Annotated in this window: 23 protein-coding genes; 7 read left to right on the top strand and 16 right to left on the bottom strand. The window is 70.0% G+C overall.

The genetic code is table 11. The features are described from left to right. Window positions 1-228: 228 nt before the first annotated feature. A complete protein-coding gene (locus ACQP2E_RS13140) occupies window positions 229-1,248 on the bottom strand; it encodes a hypothetical protein (protein WP_433831305.1) in 1,020 nt (339 codons plus the stop codon). Window positions 1,249-1,393: 145 nt separating this feature from the next. On the opposite strand from ACQP2E_RS13140, the gene ACQP2E_RS13135 reads away from it, so the two are divergent. From ACQP2E_RS13135 to ACQP2E_RS13125, 3 genes are all read left to right on the top strand, one after another. Continuing rightward, window positions 1,394-2,119: a hypothetical protein gene (locus tag ACQP2E_RS13135; protein WP_433831303.1), complete on the top strand. Its 726-nt coding sequence runs from the start codon at window positions 1,394-1,396 to the stop codon at window positions 2,117-2,119. A gap of 183 nt (window positions 2,120-2,302) precedes the next feature. Further along, complete coding sequence (locus ACQP2E_RS13130) at window positions 2,303-5,809, top strand: TIR domain-containing protein (RefSeq protein WP_433831301.1); 3,507 nt, start codon at window positions 2,303-2,305, stop codon at window positions 5,807-5,809. Next, the gene (locus ACQP2E_RS13125; RefSeq protein WP_433831299.1) at window positions 5,803-6,288 is read left to right on the top strand and encodes a hypothetical protein; all 486 of its coding nucleotides are present in this window, start codon (window positions 5,803-5,805) and stop codon (window positions 6,286-6,288) included. The genes ACQP2E_RS13130 and ACQP2E_RS13125 overlap by 7 nt, the downstream gene beginning before the upstream one ends. Here ACQP2E_RS13125 and ACQP2E_RS13120 read toward each other — a convergent pair. The 3 genes from ACQP2E_RS13120 to ACQP2E_RS13110 form a co-directional block, all read right to left on the bottom strand. Beyond that, a complete protein-coding gene (locus ACQP2E_RS13120; protein WP_433831297.1) occupies window positions 6,275-9,181 on the bottom strand; it encodes a BTAD domain-containing putative transcriptional regulator in 2,907 nt (968 codons plus the stop codon). The genes ACQP2E_RS13125 and ACQP2E_RS13120 overlap by 14 nt on opposite strands. A 135-nt stretch (window positions 9,182-9,316) precedes the next feature. Then, entirely contained in the window at window positions 9,317-11,179 is a 1,863-nt protein-coding gene (locus tag ACQP2E_RS13115) for a BTAD domain-containing putative transcriptional regulator (protein WP_433831295.1), read from the bottom strand. Window positions 11,180-11,279: 100 nt separating this feature from the next. Continuing rightward, complete coding sequence (locus ACQP2E_RS13110; RefSeq protein ID WP_433831293.1) at window positions 11,280-11,582, bottom strand: 2TM domain-containing protein; 303 nt, start codon at window positions 11,580-11,582, stop codon at window positions 11,280-11,282. A gap of 112 nt (window positions 11,583-11,694) precedes the next feature. On the opposite strand from ACQP2E_RS13110, the gene ACQP2E_RS13105 reads away from it, so the two are divergent. After that, a complete protein-coding gene (locus tag ACQP2E_RS13105) occupies window positions 11,695-12,867 on the top strand; it encodes an FAD-dependent monooxygenase (RefSeq protein WP_433831291.1) in 1,173 nt (390 codons plus the stop codon). Here the strand turns inward: ACQP2E_RS13105 and ACQP2E_RS13100 are convergent. From ACQP2E_RS13100 to ACQP2E_RS13085, 4 genes are read right to left on the bottom strand one after another with little or no spacing between them, the layout of a single operon-like run. After that, window positions 12,843-13,634 carry an ABC transporter ATP-binding protein gene (locus ACQP2E_RS13100; RefSeq protein WP_433831289.1) on the bottom strand — a complete coding sequence of 264 codons (792 nt, stop codon included), beginning with the start codon at window positions 13,632-13,634 and terminating at the stop codon, window positions 12,843-12,845. The two genes, ACQP2E_RS13105 and ACQP2E_RS13100, sit on opposite strands and share 25 nt — an antisense overlap. Further along, the gene (locus tag ACQP2E_RS13095; protein WP_433831287.1) at window positions 13,627-14,391 is read right to left on the bottom strand and encodes an ABC transporter permease; all 765 of its coding nucleotides are present in this window, start codon (window positions 14,389-14,391) and stop codon (window positions 13,627-13,629) included. Before ACQP2E_RS13095 ends, ACQP2E_RS13100 begins: the two co-directional genes overlap by 8 nt. Beyond that, window positions 14,388-15,119, bottom strand: a complete 732-nt coding sequence (locus ACQP2E_RS13090) for an ABC transporter permease (RefSeq protein ID WP_433831285.1) — start codon at window positions 15,117-15,119, stop codon at window positions 14,388-14,390. Before ACQP2E_RS13090 ends, ACQP2E_RS13095 begins: the two co-directional genes overlap by 4 nt. After that, entirely contained in the window at window positions 15,116-16,078 is a 963-nt protein-coding gene (locus tag ACQP2E_RS13085) for an ABC transporter substrate-binding protein (protein WP_433831283.1), read from the bottom strand. Before ACQP2E_RS13085 ends, ACQP2E_RS13090 begins: the two co-directional genes overlap by 4 nt. 103 nt (window positions 16,079-16,181) lie before the next feature. Here ACQP2E_RS13085 and ACQP2E_RS13080 point away from each other — a divergent pair, with 103 nt between their 5' ends. Beyond that, entirely contained in the window at window positions 16,182-16,976 is a 795-nt protein-coding gene (locus ACQP2E_RS13080) for an SAM-dependent methyltransferase (RefSeq protein WP_433831281.1), read from the top strand. Window positions 16,977-17,038: 62 nt separating this feature from the next. Then, window positions 17,039-17,323: a hypothetical protein gene (locus ACQP2E_RS13075; RefSeq protein ID WP_433831279.1), complete on the top strand. Its 285-nt coding sequence runs from the start codon at window positions 17,039-17,041 to the stop codon at window positions 17,321-17,323. A 16-nt stretch (window positions 17,324-17,339) separates the two neighbouring features. Here ACQP2E_RS13075 and ACQP2E_RS13070 read toward each other — a convergent pair whose 3' ends face one another. Beyond that, on the bottom strand, window positions 17,340-17,993 hold the full coding sequence (locus tag ACQP2E_RS13070; RefSeq protein ID WP_433831277.1) for a DUF4097 family beta strand repeat-containing protein: 654 nt from the start codon (window positions 17,991-17,993) through the stop codon (window positions 17,340-17,342). A 194-nt stretch (window positions 17,994-18,187) separates the two neighbouring features. On the opposite strand from ACQP2E_RS13070, the gene ACQP2E_RS13065 reads away from it, so the two are divergent. Next, complete coding sequence (locus ACQP2E_RS13065; protein WP_092549807.1) at window positions 18,188-18,343, top strand: hypothetical protein; 156 nt, start codon at window positions 18,188-18,190, stop codon at window positions 18,341-18,343. An 82-nt stretch (window positions 18,344-18,425) separates the two neighbouring features. On the opposite strand, the gene ACQP2E_RS13060 is transcribed toward ACQP2E_RS13065, so the two are convergent. The 7 genes from ACQP2E_RS13060 to ACQP2E_RS13030 all read right to left on the bottom strand — a co-directional run bounded on the left by ACQP2E_RS13060 (window position 18,426) and on the right by ACQP2E_RS13030 (window position 24,911). Continuing rightward, a complete protein-coding gene (locus tag ACQP2E_RS13060) occupies window positions 18,426-18,767 on the bottom strand; it encodes an ankyrin repeat domain-containing protein (RefSeq protein ID WP_433833910.1) in 342 nt (113 codons plus the stop codon). Window positions 18,768-18,818: 51 nt separating this feature from the next. Beyond that, entirely contained in the window at window positions 18,819-19,586 is a 768-nt protein-coding gene (locus ACQP2E_RS13055; RefSeq protein WP_433831274.1) for an ANTAR domain-containing protein, read from the bottom strand. Further along, the gene (locus ACQP2E_RS13050; RefSeq protein WP_433831272.1) at window positions 19,567-20,250 is read right to left on the bottom strand and encodes a GAF and ANTAR domain-containing protein; all 684 of its coding nucleotides are present in this window, start codon (window positions 20,248-20,250) and stop codon (window positions 19,567-19,569) included. Before ACQP2E_RS13050 ends, ACQP2E_RS13055 begins: the two co-directional genes overlap by 20 nt. 240 nt (window positions 20,251-20,490) lie before the next feature. Continuing rightward, window positions 20,491-21,231: a hypothetical protein gene (locus ACQP2E_RS13045; protein ID WP_433831270.1), complete on the bottom strand. Its 741-nt coding sequence runs from the start codon at window positions 21,229-21,231 to the stop codon at window positions 20,491-20,493. 46 nt (window positions 21,232-21,277) lie between these two features. Beyond that, window positions 21,278-21,487, bottom strand: a complete 210-nt coding sequence (locus tag ACQP2E_RS13040; RefSeq protein WP_433831268.1) for a hypothetical protein — start codon at window positions 21,485-21,487, stop codon at window positions 21,278-21,280. Between the two features lie 125 nt (window positions 21,488-21,612). Beyond that, entirely contained in the window at window positions 21,613-22,632 is a 1,020-nt protein-coding gene (locus ACQP2E_RS13035; RefSeq protein ID WP_433831266.1) for a glycoside hydrolase family 11 protein, read from the bottom strand. Window positions 22,633-22,883: 251 nt separating this feature from the next. After that, window positions 22,884-24,911, bottom strand: coding sequence for a putative bifunctional diguanylate cyclase/phosphodiesterase (locus tag ACQP2E_RS13030; protein ID WP_433831264.1), 2,028 nt, complete (start codon window positions 24,909-24,911; stop codon window positions 22,884-22,886). Window positions 24,912-24,968: the final 57 nt, after the last annotated feature.

The following is a 24,968-nucleotide window of genomic DNA, read 5'->3' as shown; positions in this document are numbered from 1 at the left end:
GGTGGAGCCGGGCCGCATTTGGGCCGGGTCGGGTCGGGTCGGGTTGGGTTGGCTCGGGTTGGGCCAGGCCGGCTGTACGCCACGGTCGCCATACGTGACAGCCGGCAGCCGTGAGCGACAGCCGGCAAACGCTTGGTCAGGGCCGGCTTGCGCTTGTGGCCGTGCGGACGCCGGAATCGCGACCGTGAGCGCGAGCCGGGCTTGGCCTGGGGTTCTGCGGGTGGGTTGTTACCGGCTGCTTTGGTCGGGTGGGCGGTGCTGCCACGGTCCGGGCTGCGGGTGCTGCGGTGGGTACTGGCCCGGTGACGGCGGCGGGAACTGGGCTGGTGGCGGGGGCGGGTAGCCCTGGGCAGGAGTGTTGTTCTGCTGCCAGGGCTGGGGCTGCCAGGGCTGGGGCTGCCAGGGCTGGGGCTGCCAGGGCTGGGGCTGCCATTGCTGGGGCTGCTGGGGGTGGTTGGGTTGGTGGGGCCAGGACGGGGCTCTGGTTGCCTTGCCCCATTGCCACGTTGCGGCTATGACGATCCAGCCTTGGGAGAGGAGGGCTTCCCAGCGGGCTTCGGGGGTTCGGGGGATCAGGCTCAGGGCGAAGAGGGTGGGCAGGACGGCTATGGCGTACCAAGCCAGGCCTCGGCGGCGCCACCAGACACCGACCAGCATCGGTACGGAGAGGCAGGAGATGCCGCCTTCGAAGGTTGACTCGCCTACCGAGTTGCCGGGGCGGTAGGCGTCCGGGTCGCCGTCGAGGCCTACCGCTACCTGGGCTGATCCGAGCACCACGAGCGTCGCCACCAGGAGTTTCACCTGGAGGATGCGGCGCTCGCCGATGGGGCTCATCTCGGTGTCCTGGGCGGAGCGGCGGCGTTTCAGCTCGTCGGCCGCGGTGAGCGTGCCCAGGAAGATTTGGGCGTAGATGAAGACCAGGATCGGTACGAGCCAATCGAACGGGTCGTGGAATCGCTGGGCCAACGGGGAGAGCAGGCCGGCCAGCAGCACCGTGAACGCCACGCCCAAGGGCCAGATCGGCCAGGGCAGGCCGTCCAGGCCTCGTATCGTCACGATGATCAGCAGGGCGGCCGGTAGTACGACCATGGATACGCCGATTGCGGGGCTGCCGCTCATGACGGTCACTGTCACCGCCGCCGCGGTGGCCAGGATCCACACGGTGAGCCCGAGGGCGAACAGGACTCCCGGCCAGCGGCGGCGCAGGCTCTCCAGCGCGCGGTCGACAGCGTCGAGGAGCACGTCCATCCGGCTATGGAAGCACTGTGGACGGCATCAGCACCATCAGTTTCGTCGATGACTACGGGTGATAACAGACTGACTTTTGACCGCTTTGTCCGATATGGGGATAGCCTCGGGGTGTTCCGTCCTTCCCGATCAAGGAGGTCTCCGGATGCGCCGATTCGTCGCCATCGCCGGGGTCGCCGTCATCACGTCGCTGTTGCCGCCGTCCGTTGCTCGCGGCGACGTACCCGATCCTGTCGCCAGCAAGACGCCCGGGGGCAATCCTGACGCCGACGTGCTCCGGATTCTCGACTCCCGGGGCAGGCCGGTCACCGGCAGTCCCGGCGGCTACCGGCCGGCGCCGTCGACAAGTGCGTCAAGCCCGACAAGCGCCCTAAATACACCGAGCACACCAAGCACACCGAGCACACCAAGCACACCAAGCACACCAAGCAGCGAGCCGACACCTACCGTCAGCACGACCCCCAGCGTCTCCCCCACCAGCGCGCCGGCTTCCGCTTCCAGCACACCCACCTGCCCGCCTACGCCGAGCCAGCACCCCAGTCCGACCTGGACAGAACCGGCCCACAGCAGCCCGGCGCCCTCGGATGACGAGCCCACCGGCAACCCACATGGCAGTGACAACCAGGGCAACCACGACCAGGGCAACCACGATGGCAACAGCCACGGCGACGGCCACGGCAGTGACAAGCAGGACTGGCCGAAACACCAGCACGACGACCCGCACGGGAACCGGCATCACGACAACCAGCCGCTGATCATCGGCGACCCGGACACCGGGGTCGTGATCATCCACGGGAACGGGAACGGGGACGTCGACGTTCACGGGCCGGGTGATTTGCGCGTACCCAAGTGGGACGCTCCTGGCTGGTGAAGATCGCGCCGTGAGGCGCGGAAGATGAGGGCCGGGCATCCACGGGGGAGAATGCCCGGCCTTCGTAGATCAAACCATATCGTCCTATGTCCACGCCAGATGGGATCTGCCCGTTCGCTTTACCTGTGGGTCAGCGGCATGGAGAATCGGCCCTCGCCGATCAAGCCGACCACGGGGACAGTCATGCCGTTCGATGGTTTCATCTCCTACAGTCATGCCGCTGATGGGCGGCTGGCACCCGCTGTGCAGCGCGGACTGCATCGGCTGGCGAAACCCTGGCATCAGCGGCGGGCGCTGTGGATCTTCCGGGATCAGACCGGGCTGGCGGTGACGCCGAAGCTGTGGACGTCCATTCAGGAGGCCTTGGACGGCTCGAAGCACTTCGTGCTGCTCGCCTCGCCCGAGGCGGCGAACTCACAGTGGGTGAACCGGGAGATCGAGCATTGGCTGGCGACCAAATCGCCGGACCGCATCCTGCCGGTGGTGACCGACGGTGAATGGTGCTGGGATCCCGCCGCCAAGGACTTCACCGACAATTCCACGTCGGTGCCGGCGGCGCTGCGCGGGGTGTTCGCCGAGGAGCCCCTCTATCTGGACCTGCGGTGGGCTCGCGACGACCTGCATCTGAGCCTGCAGCACATCCGGTTCCGGGACGCGATTGCGCAGCTCGCCGCGCCGATGCACGGGGTGAGCAAGGACGAGCTGGAGGGTGAGGACGTCCGGCAGCACCGGCGGGCGCGGCGGCTGTCCGCGGTGGCGGTCGCGATGCTGGTGCTGCTGACCCTTGTCGCGTCGCTGACCGGTGTCTTCGCGGTGCGTAACGCGGATCGGGCCGAGACCGCCGCGGCGAACGCCCTGGTGCAGCAGCAGCTCGCGTCGGAGCAGCGCAGCACGGCCGAGCGGGCCACCGAGGAGTCGCAGCGGCAGCAGGAGAACGCCCGGGTTCAGGAGGGCCGGGCTCTGCAGGCCGGCGCCGAGACCCGGCGGCAGGAGCAGCTGGCCGAGCAGAAGCAGGCACTTGCCGAGACCGCGTCGGCCGAGGCGAAACAGCAGCAGATCCTGGCGGAGAACGCCGCGACCCAGGTGAAGCGGGAGCAGGCGCTCGCCGAGGACGCCGCCGCGGAGGCGAAGCGGGAGCAGGCCAACGCCGCGCGATACCGGGCCGACGCGGCGCAGGAGCAAAAGCACGCCGAGCGGTACAAGGCCGACGCGGCCCGCGAGCAAGCGCTTGCCGAGCGGCAGAGGGCCGAGGCCGAGGAGCAGAAGGAGCTGGCGCAGGACGCCACCGAGGAGGCCGAGCGCCAGAAGGCCAACGCGGAACGGCAGAAAGCCGTCGCGGAGCAACAGATGGCGTACGCCAAACAGCAGCAAGCATTGGCGGACCAGGCCACCGCCCGGGCCAAGGAGCAGGAGAAGCTCGCCGCCTGGCATCGCGCTCAGGCGGAGAAGGCCGAGCTGGAGCGGCGGCGTCAGGAGCAGCTGGCCCGCCAGGCGGCCGAGGAGGCCCGCCGCCAGCGGGAAGCCGCCGAGCTGCAGCAACGCATCGTGATCAACCAGCGGCTGATGGACCGGGCCCGCGCCATGATCGTCGACGACCCGAAGAAGGGTCTGATGCTGGGTGTGGCCGCGCAGCGGATCCATGACGACGCGCTGACCCGCCAGCAGCTCAGCCACCTCGCGATGGCGACGGATTACGCCAGCTCCATCAGCGACGTCATCGGCGTGGTGGCTGTCGGCGCGCGGGTGATCGCCACCTCCGGGGCCGGCGGGACGGTGTCGCTGTGGAACACCACCGACCCGGAGAAGCCGGTCCGGATCAGCCGGCTGCCGGCCGGCGGAACTGCCGACAAGTCTCTCGCGGCCAGCCGGGACGGCAGGACGCTCGCTGTTTACGACGGAGGGCCGGAGGCGGTGCTGTGGAACGTCGCGGACCCGGCCCGGCCGGTGCGGACCACCACGATCCCGGACGCCGCCGGGATCGTGACCGTGACGTTCAGCCCGGACGGAAAGACCGTCGCGATAAGCAACAGCGCCAAGAACACCGTGCTGTGGGACGTTTCCGGCGCTGCTCCGGCAATACTTTCGACGCTGGCCGGCGCGTACCCTCTGGAATTTGGACCGGACGGGAAGACTGCGGTGACCAGCGGGGCCACGGTCCTGGTGTGGAACATCAGCGACCTGACAATGCCGGTGAAGGGCGTCACGATCACGCCGGGCTGGGGCGATCCGGTGCTCGACGCCACGATCACATATCACCCGAAGCAGCCGGTGGTGGCGGTACAGGGGCCGAGCGGTTACCTGTACCTCTGGGATCTGACCGACCCGGCCAAGCCGCGGCAGGGCACGTCGCAGCTCACGTCGAAGGGTGACGCGCTGCTCAACACCATGGAGTTCAGCCCGGACGGGACCCTGATGGCGATCGGGGACTCGGACGGGCGTACCGAGGTGTGGGGTTACGAGAACAACAACCAGTACCCCAGCCTGATGGCACGGATCGCCACACCGACCGCCCGCGGCGGGCCGGTCCGGGCGATGGCCTTCAGCCCGGACGGGCGGACGCTGACCACCGCCGGATACCGGCAGACCGGGACGATCTGGTACAGCAACGGCCGGTACGACAAGAAGCCGATCGCCGCGATGCCCGGCCCGTTCCCCGGACGGGTCGTCGGGATCGCGTTCGGTGCGGACAACCGCTCGCTGCTCGCCGCCGGCCGCGACGGGATCGGGGTTTCCTGGGACCTGACCGACCCCGCCGCTCCGGTCCGCAAGGACGGCCTGAAACTGCACACCGGCAAGATCGTTCAAATGACGCTGAGCGAGGACGGCCGTACCCTGGCCGTCGTCGGCGTGGACAACGTGGTGACGCTTCTGGACATGGCCCGGCCGGCTGAGCCCGCGGTGCTGTCCACATTCCCCGATCCGGGTACGGAGGTGTGGGGCATGACGTTCAGCCCGGACGGGCACACCCTGATCGTCGGCCATTCCAACGGCAGGACGTCGGTGTGGGACCTGACCGACCGCACGGCACCGGACCGGCTCACCCAGCTGACCCTGCGCGACTGGCTGCAGTCCATCGGGTTCTCCCCCGACGGGCGGGTCATGGCCGTCGGGGAGGGATACAACGTGTCGATGTGGGACATGACCGATCGCGCCAACCCGGTACGGCTCACCTCGATCCCGCTCGCCAACTACGGTGGGTACCACGCGAACTCGCTGGAGTTCAGCCCGGACGGGCGCACCATGGCGGCCGCCACCACGGAGAGCGGATCGGCCATGCTGTGGGACGTCGCCGACCCGGCCCAGCCTCGCAAGATCGCCGTTCTGGCCGGGCACAGCGGGTACGCGTACGGCGCCACCTTCAGCCCGGACGGGCACACCCTGGTCACCTCGGGAATGGACAACTTCGTGGTCCTGTGGGACATCACCAACCCGGACAGCCCGGTGCGGTACACCACGTTCAAGAGCCCCGAGATGCAGAGCTTCAACACGGCGCTCAGCCCGGACGGGCGCACCCTGGCGGCCAGCAGCACGTACGCCTCCAGCAGGAACGTCACGCTCTGGGACGCCACGGTGCCGCGGGACCTCGCCGCCGACCCGGTGGCGAACGCCTGCGCGGTCAGCGGCCGCGGGCTCGACGCCGGCGAATGGGCCCGGTACGTCCCCGAGCTGCCGTACCAGGCAACGTGCTGACCGTCCGCCGGTTCGGCGTCACCGGTCACCGGATGCTCCCACCGGGCATCGCCGAACGCGCGGTGGAGCACTGGCGGCGGGTGCTGCCGACCGGCGCCGGCCTGCTCGGGGTGTCCAGCCTCGCCGACGGCGCCGACCAGCTGTTCGCCGAGCACGTGCTGGCGGCCGGCGGGGTCCTCGAAGCGGTCCTGCCGTGTGCGGGTTACGCCGGTTCGCTGGCGTCGGACGGCAGCCGGGCCCGGCTGGACGAGTTCGTCCGGGCCGCGGCTTCGGTGGTCACGTTGCCGTTCGATCGGCCGGGCGAGGCGGCTTATCTGGCCGCCGGGAAAGCGCTTGTGGACCGGTGTGACCATCTATTCGCCGTGTGGGACGGGCTGCCGGCGCGCGGGCTGGGCGGGACGGCCGACGTGGTCGGGTATGCCCGGGCCTGCGGCCGGCCGGTCACCGTGCTGTGGGTCGACGGTGTCATGAGGAGCTAGGCGGTGTCGGCACCCTCAAGCCGGCGAAAATGCGCCCGGCCTGGCCGGTTCCCAGGCCTTCATGGGCGCGCGCCTGCTCGTACCGATCGCCGATCTCCTCCGCCAGGGCCAGCGCCTGAGAGTGCTGAACGCCCGCCTCGGCCTCGTCCCCGGCTGCCCGCAGCACCTGGCCGAGGTCGTTGAGCGCCTCGGCCTCGCTGGCCCGGTCACCGATCCGGCGCAGCAGCACGAGCGCGCGACGCAGGTGGGCGGCGGCCTCGGCGAGGCGACCCTGCCGGGCGTCGATCGCGGCCAGATCGGAGAGGACGTACGCCTCAGCGGTCCGGTCCCCGGTACGCCGGACCGCGGCGAGACTCCGTTCGAGGTCCCCGGCGGCCCGATCCAGCGACGCCGGGCGATGTGGCAGCCGGGCCAGCAGCGACAGCACGTACGCCTCGCTGAACCGGTCGCCGAGGCCGGCGTACAGGTCCAGGGCGGACTCGAAGCGCTGCGCCGCCTCTTTCTCCTCGCCGAGCCGGGCGTCGACCAGCCCGAGCCGGACCAGCGCGTCGGCCTGGCCGGCGTGGTCACCGAGGCGCTCGAACAGCGTCCAGGCCCGCCGGTAGTGGTCGGCGGCCTGCCGGTAATCGCCCAGCCGCCAGTCGACGCTGCCCAGGTTGCGCAGTACCAGGGCTTCGGCCGCGGGATCACCAAGATCGGCGTCGCCGAGGTCCGCGTACAGGGTCAGGGCCTGCCGGTACGTCGCGACGGCCTCCGGCAGCCGGCCCTGCCGCCGATGCAGCCGGCCCAGGTGGGACAGCGCCCGCGCCTGCGCCTGCCGGTCACCGGCGGACCGGGCCGCGGAGACCGCGGACGCCGTGACGGCCACCGCTTCGGCGGCCGGTCCGCCCGCGTCGAGGTACCCGAACAGGGTGTCGGCCAGGGCGATGGTGTGCTGGTACCAGCCGTGTGCAGCGCCGTGCGCACAGACCGCCGCGAGGTTGGGCCGTTCCGCCTCGATCCAGGCACGACCATTATCGGACAACGATGAGGACAGCGCCGCCTTCGCGCCGTCCAGATAATGGTCGAACAGCCGGGTCAGCGCGGCCCGCCGCTCCGGCTCGGCGTCGTGCGCGGTGGCCAGCTCGGCGGCGTACGCCCGCAGCAGGTCGTGCATCAGGTACCGCCCGCCGCGCCCGGCCTGCACCAGGCTGGCCCGGGTCAGCACGCTCAGCAGCCGCCGGGTCTCCCCCACGGCCGTGCCGGTCAGCGCCGCCACCGCGTCGACGTGCGCGCTCTCACCCGGGTGCAGCCCGAGCAGCCGGAACGCCCGCGCCGCGCCGTCCGGCAGGTTCTGGTACGACCAGGAGAACACCGCCCTGACCTCGGCACGCGGGTCACCACCGGCGTCCAGCAGGTCGAGCCGGCCCTGGTGGTCACCGAGTTCGGCGACCAGCTCGGCCAGCGGCACATCGGAGCGCTCGGCGGCCAGCTCAGCGGCGATCCGCAGGGCGAGGGGCAGCCGCGCGCATGCCGCCGCGAGTTCGGCGGCGGCGGCCGGTTCCTGGTCCACCCGGGCGCCGATCAGCTTGCGCAGCAGCCCGATCGCATCCGGCACCGGGAGCAGATCGAGGTTGACCCGCTCGGCGCCGTGCACCGCCACCATGCCGGGCAGCGAGTCACGACTGGTGATCAGAACCAGACACGAGCCGGTACCGGGCAGCAGCGGCCGGACCTGCTCCACCGAGGACGCGTTGTCCAGCAGCACCAGCATCCGCCGGCCGGTCAGCTCCGAGCGGTAGCGTCCGGCACGTTCGTCGACGCCGGGTGGGATCTCCGGTCCGCGTACCCCTAAAGCCGTGAGAAATCCGGCGAGCGCGTCCGCGACCGCGACCGGCTGTTCCGCGTCGTAGCCGCGCAGGTTCACATAGAGCTGCCCGTCCGGGAACGCTTCCCGGACGCGGCGCGCCCACCGCACGGCCAGGGCTGATTTGCCGACGCCGGCGGTGCCGGACAACAACGCCACGGTCAGCGGTGGTTCATCGCCGCCTGCCGGCGCCAGCACGCGGTCCAACGAGGCCAATTCTTCGGTACGCCCGGTGAAGGCGCGGACATCGGCCGGGAGCTGGGTGGGAGGGTTTGCTTCGTTGGCAAGCTTTAGAGGCGCAGCCACGACCAGGGTGGGATCGGCGGCGAGGATCTGCTCGTGCAGCCGCCGCAGCGGGGCTCCCGGGTCGCTGCCCAGCTCCTCGGCGAGGCTACGGCGGATCCGCCGGTACTGCTCGTCGGCGTCGGCCTGCCGCCCGCACCGGTACAGCGCGAGCATCGCCTGCCCGGCCAGCCGCTCGTCGAAAGGGTGCTCGGCGACGGCGGCGGACAGCGCCGGCAGCAGCTCACCGTGCCGGCCCAGCCGCAGCAGCACGTCGTTGCCGTCCAGCTCGGCGGCGAACCGCTCACTCAGCAGCGTGCGCCGGGTCGCGTCCAGCCACGGCGTGTCCAGCCCGGCGAACGGCTCACCGCGCCACAGGCCCAGCGCCCGCTCGATCAGGTCGGCGGCCGAGGCGTCCGACTCGGCCGAGCGCGCCAGCGTCATCAGCCCCCGGAACCGGTGCAGGTCCACGGCCTGCGGATCCACTGTCAGCAGGTAACCACCCGGCTCCCGCAGGATCTTGATGTCGCTCTCGTCGGCGACGGCGCTGCGCAGCCGCGACAGATAGCTGTAGAGCGCACCCGCGGCCCGCTGCGGCGGATGCTCGCCCCAGACCCGGTCGATCAGCTGGTCCACCGAGACCGGACGGCCCGCCTCGACGAGCAGAACACCGAGCACACACCGCTGCCGGGCATGCCCCAGATCAGCGGACCGGCCGCCGATCCGAGCCTCCACCACACCGAGCACACCGAACTCCGCCGCCAACTGACCTCCGTACGCCTCTGAGCCGACCTGCGGATTCAAGAAATCCACAAGGACCGTTACGAGTCTCCCATGCTTCGTACAAGGTCCTTCGGTGAGCATTGACGTTGTTGCAGGGGACAGGTCGCTCTCGCCCGGTTACGCAAGCGTTACGGGGGAATCGGGACGCCACAGTGCCAGAGAAGGTGACGAGCGACCTCCCCTGCGGCAGGAACAGCGTCCCGCCGTGGTGAAAAGCTCGTGAGCGTACGCACGAACGAGCACATGCGACGTGAAACGCCCGTCGTCATGTTCGGTCACCAGCGCCGCCTCGACCAGCTCGGCCAGCTCCAGCCGGGTCCGGGCAGCCCCTTGACCGGCCAGGCTCGCGCAGGCGGTGAGCCGTACTCCGGCGGGCGGCGCGACCGACAGGTGCCGGAACAGGCGGGCCGCGCCGGGGCTGAGCTGCCGATAGGACCAGGCGAAGCTGGTACGGGGGTCGGGTTCCCCGGCACCGGCCGTCAGCGCCTCCAGCCGATGGGCGCCGTTGCGCAACTCCGCGGCGACCACACCCGGCGACAGGTGCCGGCGTACGGCGAGCCGGGCACCCACGATCGCCAGGGCCAGCGGCAGCCGCCCGCACAGCTCGATCATCTCGTCGGCGGCGCTGCCGACCGGGCGGTTCGGCAGAGCGGCCAGCCGGCGATCCAGCAACTGCCGGGCGTCCGGGAGGCCGGGCAGGTCGACGTGCAGCAGGTGGGCTCCGTCGAACGCCGCCAGCCCGAGCATCGGGCGCCGGCTGGTGACCAGCACGGTGCTCTCCGGGGAGCTGGGGAGCAGTGGGCGTACCTGTGCCGGGTCGCGGGCGTTGTCCAGGAGCACCAGGATCCGCCTGGCCGCGGTGAGACTGCGGTACATCCCGGTGCGCGCGTCCACCGAGTCCGGGACGTCGCGGGCGTGCACGCCCAGCGCGTACAGCAGTGATCGCAGCGCCTCCCCGGCCGTTTCCGGTTCGTCCCGGTCACCGTGCAGGTCGAGGTGGAGCCGGCCGTCCGGGAACCCGGCCGACACCTGATGGGCGAAGTGGACCGCGAGCGTCGATTTGCCGACCCCGCCCATGCCGTTCATCGCCACCACGAGCGGGCTGGATCGCCGGTCGGCGACGAGGCCGTTCAGCATCGCGAGCTCGGCCGAGCGGCCGGTGAACAGCGGCAGGTCCGGCGGCAGCTGCGCGGGCTGCGGCGTCTCCGCGTGTGGGGGTGCCGCCGCGGGGACCAGCACCCGCTGCTGTGCTTCGCGCAGCACGGTGCCGGGATCGATGCCCAGTTCCCCGGCGAGGCGTTCGCGGATCGCCCGATAGGCGTCCAGCGCCTCGGCCTGCTGCCCGGCCGCGGCGAGCGCTGTCACCAGGCCGGCGTGCACGGGCTCGTGCAACGGGTCCATCGTGGCCGCCAGCCGCAGCGCGGAGAGGACCTCGGACGGCTGCCCGGCTTTCACCGCGATCTCGGTGGCGGCGACGGCCGTGTCGAAGAACTGGCCGTCCAGGCCGGCGAAGACGGCCGCTGCCCGGGCGCTGTCGGCGACGGCGCCACCGGCCGGACCACGGACCAGGCGCAGCGCGCCGGCATAGTGGCGAAGCGCCTGGTCCCCCGTGCACCTCTTCGCCTCGGCCAGATGCTGCCGGAACTCCAGCAGGTCGACAGTCACCGCGCCGGTGGCCAGGAGGTATCCGCTGCCGTGCCGCAACAGGTACGACCCGGGGTCACGCGGCGGCAGGCCGGGTTCGAACAGCCGCCGCAGCGCGCCGACGTACTTGTGGATGATGTTCACGGCGCTCGTCGGTGGGTCCGCTTCCCAGATCAGGTCCGCCAGGTCGCCCATGCCCAGTGGCTGGCCGGCCGCGGCCAGCAGGAGCATGAGCAGGCATCGCTGCTGCCGCGGTCCGGCGTCCAGCTCCACGTCGCCACGCCAGAACCGCAGCGGGCCCAGAACTGTGAAACGCAGAGCTCCCGAGTCGCTCACGCTCTCCCCCTCGATCGACGTGCCGGAACACGTCTACCTTGGGCGAACGCACTGAAGTATCACGGATCAGCTGTTGACGCTCACTGAATCAGCACTTCAGTCAGGCGGCTCCGGCACGGTTGATCCGGTTGACCTCGCGCTCGATGCGCTCCTCGTCAAGGCCCACTCCCGAATACACCGCCCAGATGTGGAAGACCAGGCCGATGCCCCAGCCGAGGATCGACCAGAGCGGCCAGAAGAACTGCTCCGGGGTGTACGCGAACCAGACGATCACCTGGATCAGATTGGCCATCACGTAGATCAGGGCGTGAATCTGCAGCCCTCGTTTCAGATGCAGCTGCCGGACGGCGCGCGCCCGGACCGGGTCGGCTTCGATATCGGCATTCTCACGGCGTGTGTACATTTCCGCTCCTATTTCATTTTCGGCGGTCTATCTCGTAACCCCGAATACCGAAAGCGTAGAAGCCCGCTGTGAATGCCTTGTGGACTGATTCTTGACGCCTTAGTTTCGATGCGTGACCTTGCGTATCGCCATCCTCGGCGGTGGCATCGGCGGGCTCGCCGCGGCGGCCTTCCTGCATCGGGCGGGGCTGTCCTGCACCGTGTACGAGCAGGCGTCCGCCCTCACCGAGATCGGCGCCGGGCTGGTGGCGGCACCCAACACGGCGCGCCTGCTGCGGCGGCTCGGAGTGTTCGAGCAGTTCCGCGAGCACGCGGTGCGCCTCGACGTCGGCTGGGAGTTCCGTCGCTGGCAGGACGGCACGGTGCTCTCCTCGGAAGATCTCACCACCGCTTGCGAACGCCTCTATGGCGAGCACACCTGGACCGTCCACCGGGCCGACCTGCTGAACGTGATCCGGTCGCGGGTCCCGTCGGAGTCCATCCGGCTCGGGCACCGGTGCGCCGGTGTCGATCTCGACGGTTCCCCGCTGCGGCTGCGGTTCGCCGATGGCCGGACGGTCGAGGCCGACGTCGTGATCGGCGCGGACGGGATCCACTCGGTCGTGCGGGGTGCGCTTGCCGGTTCGGCCGCGGCCGCGTACTCGGGTATGTGCTCTTTTCGTGCTCTGCTGCCGGCGGCGAAGGCGCCGGCTTTCGCCCGGCGCCCGGCACAGACGTTGTGGATCGGTCCCGGCCGCCACCTGGTGCACTATCCCGTCTCGGCGGGCCGGCTGATCAATCTGGTCGCGATCGCACCGGCCGGCGGGTACACCGTGGAGTCCTGGACCGCCGCGGCGACGCTCGAGGAGTTGCTCGCCGAGTTCGGCGGCTGGGATGCCCGGCTGACCGCCCTGATCCGCGCGGCCGACGCTCCGGCCCGCTGGGCGTTGCTGGACCGGCCGCCGCTCACCCGCTGGTCACACGGTGGCGCGACGCTGCTCGGGGACGCCGCCCACCCGATGTTCCCGTTCTACGGCCAAGGCGCGGCACAGGCCATCGAGGACGCCGCGGTGCTGGCCCGCTGCCTGGCCGAGAACCCACACAACCCCTCACAAGCCCTTCTTGGGTACGAGAGATCGCGCATTCCCCGCACGACGATGCTCCAGCAGGTGAGCCATACGCGTTCCGGGGTCAACCACCTGCCGGACGGCCCCGAGCAGCAGCGGCGTGACCAGGCGTTCGCCGGGCAGGATCCGCTCGTCGCGAACGGGTGGATCTACGGTTACGACCCGGATTCCGATGTCTGAGGCGTGGTGATCAACCGGTGCACCGCACGCCGATGGTCCTGGAACAGCGGCAGCGCCCTGGTCTCCACCTCGTCGCGTGGCCGGCCCAGCCCGATCGGCACCTCCCCCAGCACCCGGCTGGGCCGCGCGGAGAGCACCAGCACCCGGTCGGCCATCAGGATCGCCTCGTCGATGTCGTGGGTGATGAGCAGGACGGTGAGGTCCAGCTCGGCGGCGATCGTCATGGTGAGCCGTTCGAGGACGGCTCGGGTCTGCGCGTCGACCGAGGCGAACGGCTCGTCCATCAGCAGGTAACGCGGGCGGGAGACGACGGCCCGGGCGATCGCCACCCGCTGCTGCATGCCACCGGACAGCTGCCACGGATGGTGGTCGGCGAAATCGGCGAGACCGACCCGGGCGAGCGCCTGCGCGGCCTGCTCGCGGCCGGCCGCACGGCCGAGGCGGCGGATCGGGAAACGGACGTTCTCCAGCGCGCTCAGCCACGGGAACAGGCTCCGGTTGTACTCCTGGAACACCACCGACACCCCCGCGGGGATTCCGGTGACCGGTCGTCCGTCGTACTCGATGGTGCCGTTGTCGGGTTTCTCCAGGCCGGCCAGGCAGCGCAGCAGGGTGGTCTTGCCGCATCCGGACGGCCCGACGACACCGAGGAACTCGCCGGCCGTGTGCTCGAAGCCGATGTCGCCGATCGCCGGCGTGAGGCGGGCGCCGCGCCCGGTGAACGACTTGCTGACGCCGGTCACCCGCACCAGTGGGGTATCAGCCATCGACGATGCCCTTCTGTCCGCGGTACCAGCCGAGAATCCGCCGCTCGAACAGCGCGAACACGGCGGTGACGGCGAGCGCGAGCAGGCCCAGGACGATGATTCCGGCGTACATCTGTGCCATCGCGTAGGTCCGCTGCGCCTGCAGGATCAGGTACCCGAGGCCCGAGGTGGCGGCGATCATCTCGCTGATCACCATCATGATCAGGGCGATGCCGAGAGCAACGCGCACGGCGGCGAGCAGGGCCGGCAGCACGGCGGGCAGGATCACCCGGCGCAGCACGGCGGGCGGCCCGAGACCGCTGATCCGGGCCACGTCGACATATCGTGGCTCGACCGCGCGGGTGGCGTCGACGCCGGCGATCAGCACCGGCCAGATGGCGGCGGCCGCGATCACCGCGATCCGCATGCCGGAGGTGGCGCCGAGGGCGAGCACCGCGACCGGGAGCACGGCCGGCGGCGGGATCGCACGCAGGAACTCCAGACCGGGCCGGATCCACGGGTCGAGGCCGCGGAACCAGCCGGCGGTCACACCGAGCAACGCGCCCAGCAGCGTTCCGATCAGGAAGCCGGCGAGTGCCCGGCCCGCTGACGGCAGCACGTCGGTGACCAGCGAGCCGGCTTCGACCATCGCGACGAGTTCCCGCACCGCGTCACTGAACGGCGGGAACAGCCCGGTCTCGCTGCGCCGCCCGGCCACCTCCCATCCGGCCAGCAGCGCGCCGGCGACGGCGTACCCGGTCAGCGGGCGCAGGTTCACGACCGTGCCTTCGTCGAGGTCAGGTCGAAGAGCGCGTGGATCGCCCAGCCGAGCAGCCCGGCGGCGATGATCCCGGTGTAGGCGGCGGCGACCTGCCCGGCCTGCAGCCGCTGGCTGACGAACCAGCCGAGCCCGGGACTGCCCGCGACGAGTTCGACGGCGACGGCGACGACGATGCCGAGGGAGGCCGCGGTACGCAGCCCGGTGCGGATCGCCGGGATCGCGGCCGGGACGGTCACCGACGCGACGAGCCGGGGGCCGGCCACGCCGAGGATCCGGCCGGTCTCGACGAGCAGCGGGTCGACGTCGCGTACCCCGAACCGGGTGGCGATCAGCAGCGGCCACAGGCAGGCGAATGCGATCAGGACGGCCTGCATCCCGGTGCCGATGCCGGCCGTCAGGATGGCGATCGGGATCAGCGCGACCGCCGGAATCGGGCGCAGGAACTCGACGACCACGCGGGTGCTCGCGTCTGCCCATCGGGACAGGCCGGCGAGCAGGCCCGCGGTGATGCCGGCGACGGCGGCGAGCAGCATGCCGCCGGTCCATGCGGTCATCGTGTCGAGGACCGCAGCGGCGAGGCCGCCGCGCACGTCCGGGTCGGCCAGCGAGGCGGCGACGTCCCAGCTGGCCGGAGCCGCCGTGGGCGGCAGCACATGCACGATCCGGAGCAGGTCCCAGAGCCCGGCCAGGACGAACAGCCCGGCCAGTCCCTTGAGCACGGTCACAGGTAGGCGCCGTCCAGCTTGATCGGTTTCTTGGCGACCTGTTGCTGGGTGAGGACGTCGGCCCACTGCTGCCAGCCGGACGCGTCGGCTGCCGTCGTGTAGTTCGGCAGCCTGATCTTGCCGGCCAGGCCGGCCTGCACCTTCGTGTACGTGGGCAGGATCGCGCGTACCTCGTCGGGGTGTGCTCTCGCGTAATCGCAGGCCTCGGTCAGTGCGGTCCGGAACCGGTCCGCGGTCGCCCGTTCGGTCTTGACGAACGTCTCGGTGGCGAGGAATACCGATTGCGGCATGGTCGGCGTCTGTCCGACGCTGGCCGAGAGCAGGTTGCGGGCGCCGGCGGCGAGGCCGATGGTGACGAACGGCTCGGCCGGCAGGACGGCGTCGACCGCGCCGGTCTTGAGCGCGTCGGCCATCGCGGTGAACGGCAACTCGGTGAACTTCACCGCGTTCACGTCGGCGCCCTCGGCCCGCAGGGCGTTACGAATCGACACGTGCGGCAGCTGGTACAGGGTGTCGACCGCGACGGTCCGGCCCTGCAGGTCCTTCGCGGACCGGATCGGGCCGTCCGCGGCGACCTGCAACTGGATGAAGTTGTCGGCCGGGTCGGCCGGGTTGGTGGAGGTGCTGGCGACCGCGACGACCGGCACTCCGTTGGTCCGGGCCAGCAGCACGGCCGGCGCGTTCAGGAAGCCGATCTGGGCCTGGCCGGACATCAGCGACGGAATGACGGCGGGCGCCTCGGCCGGCACCACCCGTACGTCGAGGCCGGCCTCGCGGAAGATGCCCTTCTGGACGCCGAGCACCATGGCCGCCGCCCCGGACACGCCGATGGTGGACACATTCACGGTGGTGAGGCCGCCTGAACCGGCCGGCGACGGGCTGTCGTCTCCTGCGCACCCGGCGCCGGCCACCAGGATCGTCGCCGCCGTCGCTGCGATGGTTGCGCGTACGAGTCGCATACCGCACCCTCCCCGCACGTGGCCGCGACCGTCAATACATCGTCGGCAATCTATCTGGTTGGCAGCGCTTGCGCAGTGCGGGCCGGTGCCGTAAAACGTCCACATGGGACCCACGGATGATCAGGCTTCGGCCCAGCTTCAGCCGGATGTACCGCACGCGGCGCGCATCTGGAACTACTGGATGGGCGGCAAGGACAACTTCGCGGCCGACCGGGCAGCCGGTGACGCGGTCGCGCAGGTCTACCCCGAGATCGTGCTGATGGCGAAGCAGTCGCGCCGGTTCCTCATCCGGGTCGTTCACCATCTGGCCGCCGAGGCCGGCATCCGGCAGTTCCTCGACATCGGCACCGGGCTGCCGACCATGCAGAACACCCACGAGGTCGCCCAGGCCGTCGCGCCCGAGTCCCGGGTGGTCTATGTGGACAACGACCCGCTCGTGCTGGTGCACGCCCGCGCGCTGATGGCCGAGACGACCCAGGGCGGCCGTACCGTGCACGTCGACGCCGATTACCACGACCCGGACCTGATCCTGGCCACGGCGCGGCAGGAACTCGACTTCTCCCAGCCCATCGGCGTGATGTTCATGGGCGTGCTGGGTTACGAGCCGGACCTCAAGGTCGCGGCCTCCATCGTGGACCGGATCGTGACGGCGGCGCCCTCCGGCAGTTACCTGGTGCTGTGGGACGGCACCAACACCACTCCGGCTGTGGTCGAGGGCGCCGAGCGGCTGGCCCAGAACGGCGGCGTGCCGTACATCCTGCGTACCCCGGACGAGATCGGCAGCCTGTTCGACGGCCTGGAGCTGGTCGACCCGGGCCTCGTGCAGATCACCGAATGGCGCCCGGACGGCGAGGCGGAGTGGCTGGACGCGTACGGCGCGGTGGCCCGCAAACCCTGACGAAGCAGCGACGGCGGCCCCCGATTCCTTCTCCCCCGGACCTGATGGCCGATACTTCTCCCGTGACCTCGACAGACGACGACTCCCCGCAGCAGGAAAAACAGCAGGAAACGCAGCAGGAAACGGCGCAGGACAAGCCTCGGAAACCGTTCAACACCGGCTGGGCCCTTCCGGTGGCCGGGCTGCTCTTCGGCGCCTACTTCCTGGTGAGTGCCGCCCTGACACTCCGGGAGAAGCACGGGAACGGCCTGTTCGCCGTGCTCATCGCCGGGATCGTGATCATCGTGGGTGGGATCGGGGCCGTGCTGTTCCGGACATACCGGGCCGAAAAGGCAGCACAGAAGTAACCCTCGGTAACGCCTGTCAGAGGCTGTGGGCGACGATGTCGCCGTACTGGGTGGTCGCGTGGATGTCGAGTTCGGCGGATCCGTCGTTCTTCAGCCGGTTGTCGACCCGTCCGTACGAGGTGCCGGCGTTCAGGGCCGCCGAGACACCCGGCGCCGCGCCGATCGAGATCGCCCCGGCCTGGGTACGCAGAACCACCGCGCCCCGCACCGCCTCGGTGATCCGGATGTCTCCGTGGGCGACGCTGATCTCCGCGGCGCCGGTGAGCCGGCCGACCGTGACGTCGCCGGCGGCCACGCTGAGCCGGGCGCTCGCCGCCTCGTCGATGCCGATCGGGCCCTGCGCGGTCTCGAAGACGACGTCGCCGAGCCGCCCGGAACCCCGGAAGTCCGCGGCGGCCGCCTTGCCCTGCACCCCGGAGCCGGCCGGAACCTGAACGGTGACCGCGATCGAGCCCGGGTTGCCGTACGCCTCCCGGCCCTTGATCCGCAGCGTCCCGTTCTCGTACGAGACAGTGGTCTGTTCCGCCGCCGTGACATCGCGCCCCTTCGAGGCGTCCGCCGGCAGCACCTCGACCGTCGTCTCGGCGTGGTCACCGGCGGTGAACCGTATGCTGCCGGCCGGGATGTCGAGGACGGCGGTGATCGGCGCAGTGGTGTCGAACGTGTGCATCGTGAGCTCCTTGCGATCGGTGTTTCGCGGTGACTCACTGACAATGACCGCCGGCTCCCACACGGCTCTGACAGCGCGCTGACACCCATCCGTGGGGAATGTCAGCGCATCAGTATTTAAAGGGATTGGTTTTTCGATGTGCTGGGTACCAGGTGCCCGGCGGGGAGACCCCCGGACGAAACGGAGCAAAAGTCATGCTGGTTCTTGGACTCATTCTGCTGCTGCTGGGCATCTTCCTGAAGGTGTCGATCCTGTACACGATCGGCATCGTTCTCCTGGTGATCGGTGCTGTGCTGTGGATCCTCGGCGCTGTCGGCCGCCCGGTCGGTGGTCGAAAAGTATGGTTCTGACCAGCCGCTGGCCGTGACCAGCCTCTAGGCGATGCTGAAAAGGGCGCCCCGGTTCGCGGGGCGCCCTTTCGCATGTTCTCGTTCAGCGCAGCAGCGCGGCCATCTCGGGCAGCTTGAAGAACTCCGCCGTGGCCACGGCCGAGGGGGTTCCCCCGTGCGGGTCGGCGCCGGCATCGCGCAGCACCCGCACCTCTTCGGCGTTCTGCCGGAAGACAGCCGCGGAGAGCGCGGACTGCCCCCGATCGTTGACGCGGTTCGGATCGGCGCCCTGTTCCAGCAGCGCCGTCACCGTGTCGAGATGATTGTGGTACGCCGCCAGGATCAGCAGCGTGTCGCCCTTGTCGTTGGTGAGGTTCACCGGCAGCCCCGCGATGACGTTGCCGAGAAGTTCCTCGGTGCCCCCGGAGCGGGCCAGGTCGAACATCCGGTGTGCGAACGCGATCGCTTCTTCATCCAGTTCAGCCACGTCTGAACCCTAGCCCCGACGTCCGGCTTCGTCCCGGCCGGACGCGGGATCGGCGAACGCGGAAAGGCTGGCCAGATCGGTGACCACCAGATAGGCGATCTCGCCGAGCCGCCGGTTGTTGCGGCGGGCGTAGGACCGGATCATCTGGAACGCGGCGTCGACGTCGATCTGGTACGTCTGCGCGATGGCGCCCTTGGCCTGCTCGATGATGATGCGGCTGTTCAGCGCCGCCTGCAGTTGTTCGGTGAGCACCTCGGCGCGGCTGATGGTCCGCTCCTGCAACAGGCTGATGGCCGCGACGTCGGCCAGCGCCTGCACGATCCGCATGTCGCCGCTGTCGAGATCACCCACAGTCCGGCCGAACAGCCCCATCGCGCCGATGATCTCGTCACGCAGGCGCAGCGGGAAGGCGTGCACCGACCGGAATCCGATTTCGGTGGCGGGCTGAGCGAACCGCGGCCAGGACTCGGTGGCCTCGATCCCGTTCAAATCGGTGTTCACCACCGGGCGGCCGGTGCGGAACGCGTCGAAACAGGGCCCGTCCTGCTGCTGTAATTGCACCAGCTCAAGCAGTTTCGCGCTTTCGTCGGACGCCGCCATGAAGTGCAGACGACCTTTCGTGTCGGCCAGAAGAATGCCGACGGTGGAGTCAGCGGTGAGCCCCGCGACCCGGTTGGCGAGCATCTGCAGGAAATCGATCAGATCGAACTCGTCGACAAGGGTGTCGGCGACCTCGACGAAGACCTTCGCGAGGCGATCAGCGGATACGGTCGTCATGGCTGTCTCCCGGCTGTGGTGAATCGAAACGAAGTCGGCGGGCCACGACATCGGCGGCCACTGCGGAAAGCGGGCGGTCCTCGGCGTACGCATGAGCCCTCAGCCGTACCATCGCCTCGGTGAGAGAGACGCCCAGCTGGACCATGACCATGCCCTGCGCCTGGTAAAGGGCCGCGCGGCTCTCGATGGCATCGTCGAGTTCCCGGTCGTCCCGGGACTGATCCTGGCCGTCGAGCAGAGTCGTCACCGCGTGCTCGGCGAATTGGAAAGCCTGACCGATCTGCTTTCTGGACAGCTGGCCGGCATGGATACGGAATACGTCGAGCACGCCGAGACGGACCGCGCCGACCTGAAGAGGAAAGGCGAAAACCGCCCGGATCCCCTTCTTGTGAACGGCCGGGCCGTAAACCGGCCATCGCCGCAGGACTTCTTCGTTTATGTCGGGAATGAGGACCGGCCGGCTCGTGACCAACGCGTCGACGCACGGGCCCTCACCGAGAGTGAATTGCAACTCCTCGATGCGTTCGGTGACCGGATCCGATGCGGCGGCCATGCCGTGGACGCCGTCGGCCGTCATCACACTCACCCCGACACCGATGGCCGACAGGGCTTCCGTCGCCTCCACGCACACTTTCTGGAGACGGCGCAGCGCGCCGGCGCTCACCGACGGTGACGGCGCCACCGGGACGTGAGCGTCACTCGTGAGGTCGTCCATGCCGGGTCAACTGAGCCGCGGCGAGCTGACAAAGCATGATCTCGCGTGCATGAACCGCACCTCCCCGCAAATACCGCCGGGTCTGGGGCAGCAGCAAACGATTGATGGACTATTCCCGCGACTCTAGTTCAACGAGCATCACCGAGGCACACCAGGCGACGGACAAGGCGTCCGGCCGGGCAGCGAGACTCAGGCCGTCTGCTGCACCCAGCGGCGTTCGCGGACCGGCGCCACCTGGCTGTCGCGGCGCGGCAGGTACCGGGTCAGGACGGCGGCCCGCACCGTGGCCTCGCCGGCCTCGATCCGCAGGCTGTCGCGGGCCGCCAGCGCCAGCTCGGCGTCGTGCCAGGCGGTCTGCTCCGCGATCTGGGCGTCGCGGCACACCTGCTGCCGGTACGCGGCGACGGCCCGGGCGATGGCGAACTCCTGCTCCACCGGGTGCAGCCGGGCATCGAAGGCGATCGCGGTGAGCGCGTCGCCGGGCAGGTCACCACGGTCCACCGCGGCGTGCACGGTACGGAGCAGGAAACGCTCACGATCGGCGTACTCCGACGGGGTACGCAGGCTCCACGCCGGACGGAACGCGGCGCCCGCCCGGGCTCGCGCCACCTGTTGCTCGGCGTCCTGCCACCGCTGCCATGCCAGGCCGGCGGTCTCCTCGGCCTGCTGCCAGCTCTCGTGCCAGCGCTGCGCGGCCAGGGTGGCACGGTCGGCGGCCACGGTCACCTCGCCGGCGTACCGCTCGGCGGCGACGGCCTCGTTCTGCCGCCGTTCCCGCTCCTCGTGGCGGCGGCGCAGGAATCCGAAGGTCTCCAGGGCCGTCCGGCGCGGGTCGACGATCGCCCGGGTGCTGGCCAGCATCAGCAGGGCGGGCAGCGACAACAGCATCAGCACGGCCCAGATGGTGACCGGGGTGATCAGAACGTTCATGGCGGCACAACTCCCCAAAAGCAAGATCCACGCGGACGAGAACGAGTCAGGCGTGGAGTGCGGGCGGAGCACGAGAGGCGTCAGCGGCCGGAACGAGCCGGTTCCGCAGCCACCGGGGAGCGTCGAAGGCCGGAACCGTGACAACAGGCTCGGCGATGACGACCGGGTGTCCACTGTGCCGGGCAGCGCCGGTCAGCAGTGTGAGCACAAAGGAGACGGACCAGCGCAGCACCAGGCGCGCCGAGTCCGAGATCATGTTTTTACCGTACCCAAGAGGGCCGATCTGAACCACGCGCCACGCGGCACGCGGCACGATCAGGCAGCAGGAACCCGAGGCCACGGCGAGGGTCACCCCCGCCATGCCCTCGGGCTCCCGGTGGATCAGCTCGCTCGGCAGGTGACCGTCGGCCAGGTCCAGTTGCCGTTCGCCATGATCGTCACGCCGAAGTTGTTGCCGTTGCCGTTCGGCCTGGCGGTGACCGCCCCGGTCGTGCCGGTGACTGCGGCGTTCCAGCTGTTCTGCAGGCTCTGGCCGCCGTTGAGGTTCAGCGTGACGGTCCAGTTGCTGGTGCCGCTGACCGCGACGTTGAGGTTGAACCGGTCGCTCCACTGCTGCCCGGCCGTGAGCGTGGCCGTGCAGTTGCTGCCGGTCGGCGGCGGAGTGGTCGGGTTCGTCGGCGTCGTGCCGCCGCCTTCCCGGACGGTGATGTCCGAGCTGCCGCTGCTCTGATATCCCTCGGTCGCCATCACCTGGTAACTGTGGTTCGTGCCGAGGTTCAGACCGGCGCGGGCCCACGCGTCGAAGTGGTTGGCCGTGGTGATCGTGCCGGAGCTGCGCTTCTGCTGACGCACGCTCCAGAACTGGTAGAACGTCTGGATCCCGTCGATCGACGGCTGGTTGACCCGCTGACTGCGGTAGATGTCGTAGGTGCTGCCGTCGGTGGTGACCGAACCCATCCGGGTGGCGCCGCTGCTCGGGTTGTAGGTGCCGAAGTTCTCCACGACGTAGTACTCGATGAGCGGGCTGCGCGTCCATCCGTACAGAGCCAGATAGCTGTTGCCGTTGGGGTGGTAACTGCCCGAGTAACTGATCGTGCGCCGGGTGCCGGTGGCCCAGCCCTTGCCGCCGACCCAGTTGTTGGTGCTGGTGCCCCACCTGCTGGTGTACCGGCCGTCAGCGAGCAGCGTCATGCTCGCGTCGCCGCTGTCCTTCCAGAACGAGAAGTAGTACCCGTTGTGGGTTCCGGTGGTGTTCGAGCTGACGGTCCGGTCGGCTTCGGCGTGCGCGACACCGGCCACCGCGACTGCGGAGACGGCCATCGCCACGGCACAGGCCGCGCCCGCGAGCATGCGGACGCGGCCACGCCGGGGGATTTTCGGGCGTGCGAGATCTGCGGTCATCTGAGGGCTTCCTCCTCAAACAAGGGCTGTCGGGGAACAGCCCTCCGGGGATGACGGCTATTGAAGTCCGTCATTGCGGATCGTGGCCCGAGGGGAGCATCGTTGTCAACAACTTACGGAAACATTGCGGAAATACCGAAACAACCAAACCCAGCGAGGGTACGCCTGAAGCGGTTGAGCACGCAGAAATAGGGATCCGCTCGATTCCGAAACTTTCGGAGTTCCAGGAACTCCTCTGGTGAACAGCCCAGTCAGCGGCCTGGCAGCATCCGATTCGCGACCGGTTCCGCCGCGACCGGCTCGGTGGCGACCTGTTCGGTGGCGGTCAGCGGAACGATGACTCCGGCGGCCACCGTCCGCGCCTGCTCGCACGCCGCCGGCAGGTCGGCGGCCGGGACCGGGCGGCTCAGCGCGTAACCCTGGGCGAAGTCGCAGGACATCTCGCGCAGCCGGGCCAGCGTGTCCACGTCCTCGACCCCTTCGGCGACGACCTCCAGGCCGAGGTTGTGCCCGAGGTCGATCGAGCTGCGCACCATCACCGCGTCGGGCGTTCCGTCGCGCAGGTCCCGTACGAAAGTGCGGTCGATCTTCAGTTCGTCGGCCGGGACGTCACGCAGCTGGACGAGTGAGCTGAACCCGGTGCCGAAGTCGTCCACCGAGACGCTGACGCCATGCGCGCTGACCTCGCGCAGCGCCCGGACGGCCCGGCCGGGGTCGGTCATGATGCTGGTCTCGGTCAGTTCCAGGCGCAGCAGCTCGGCGGGCAGGCCGGCCGCCGCGATGGCCGCGAGGACACGGTCGGCGAACGCGTCGTCGTTCAGCGCGCCGGGTGAGACGTTCACCGACACCCGCCAGCGGCGGCCGGCGGCCATCCAGGACGAGGCCTGCCGGACGGCCACCGCGATCAGATGGTGGGTCAGCGGGATCTCCAGTCCCCCGCGCTCGGCCGACGGCAGGAACGCGGCCGGCATCAGCAGGCCACGGTCGGGGTGCTCCCACCGGACCAGTGCCTCGACCGCGACGACCTCGCCGTCGGCGAGGCGTACCTGGGGCTGGTAGTGCAGTCGCAGCTGCCCGTCCGGGTCGCCGGAGTCCAGCAGGCCGCGCAGGTCGGCGAAGAGCGACATCCGGTCGGGTTCCCCGGTGTCGATGCTGGCCTGGTAGACGGCGACACCACCGCCGCTGTTCTTCGCCCGGTACATGGCGGCGTCGGCGTGCCGGAACAGCTCGTCACCGGCGTCACCCGGCTCGCCGAGCGCGATGCCGAGGCTGCCGCTGATCGCCGCGGTCAAGCCGTCCAGGACGAAATCGCGCCGCAGCCCGGCGACGAGTTGCTCGGCGAGGGCCCGGACCGCGGTCAAGCCGGTCGCCCGGGTCAGCAGCACGGCGAACTCGTCGCCGCCCAGCCGCGCCACCACCCCGCGGCCGCCGACGCCGCCGGTCAGCCGCCGTCCGGCCTCGATCAGCAGCAGGTCACCGGCCTGGTGGCCGAGCGTGTCGTTCACTGCTTTGAAGCCGTCGAGGTCGATGACCAGGATGGCGACGCTGTTCTTGCCCGCCAGCGCGTGGGCCAGCTCGCGGTAGAACAGCTCGCGGTTCGGCAGGCCGGTCAGCGGATCGTGCATGGCCCGGTGCTGGCTCTCGACCGCCTGATCGACCAGGCGGCGCTGGTGGCCGACGATCAACCTCATGATCATCGCCAGCATCGCCAGGCCCAGTCCGAAACCGATCAAAGTGCCCACGAGCAACTGCACCTGGGTACGCCTCAACGCGCTCACCTGCGTCTGCGCGTACTCGTGAGCGGCGCGCGACACCTCGTCGACATCGTTCTGCAGCGAGTAGAACGCCGGAGTGACCTCGAGCCGGTCGAGCTGGGCGAAGTCCGGATCGCTGTCGGCGACCATGGTGATCAGCTGCTCGGCCAGTTCCCGGTACCGGGCCTGGGCGACAAGCAACCGCTCGGCGTCCGCACGCGTCCGATCGTCGTCCTTGGCGGCGACCGATGACAGCACCTCGCTGGTGGTGTCGGCGATCTGGGCGAAACGCTTCTGGACGGCGACCGACGGCTCGACCTGATAGTGCCGGAGGTTGACCTCCTGCATCGCCACGGCGATCCGCGCCTCGGTGAACAGCATGTCCACCACCAGCGCCTCACGCTGCTGATCGGTTGCCTGCGTGGTGTGCACGATGCCCTGGATGACGTACCCGGCGAGGGCGAGCAGCACGACAGCCAGCGATGCCGTCATCACGACGCTGCGTCGGCCGTTGCTACGGGTCACGTCGAAATGATCGGCGCTACGCACCTCCGGTCAAGGGAAAACACCTCAGACTCCGGT

This window comes from Actinoplanes sp. CA-015351, assembly GCF_050955685.1.
In the GTDB taxonomy this organism is placed as follows: domain Bacteria; phylum Actinomycetota; class Actinomycetes; order Mycobacteriales; family Micromonosporaceae; genus Actinoplanes.
The sequence above is the reverse complement of the archived record's forward strand: the minus strand, read 5'-3'. Positions and strand labels throughout refer to the sequence as shown.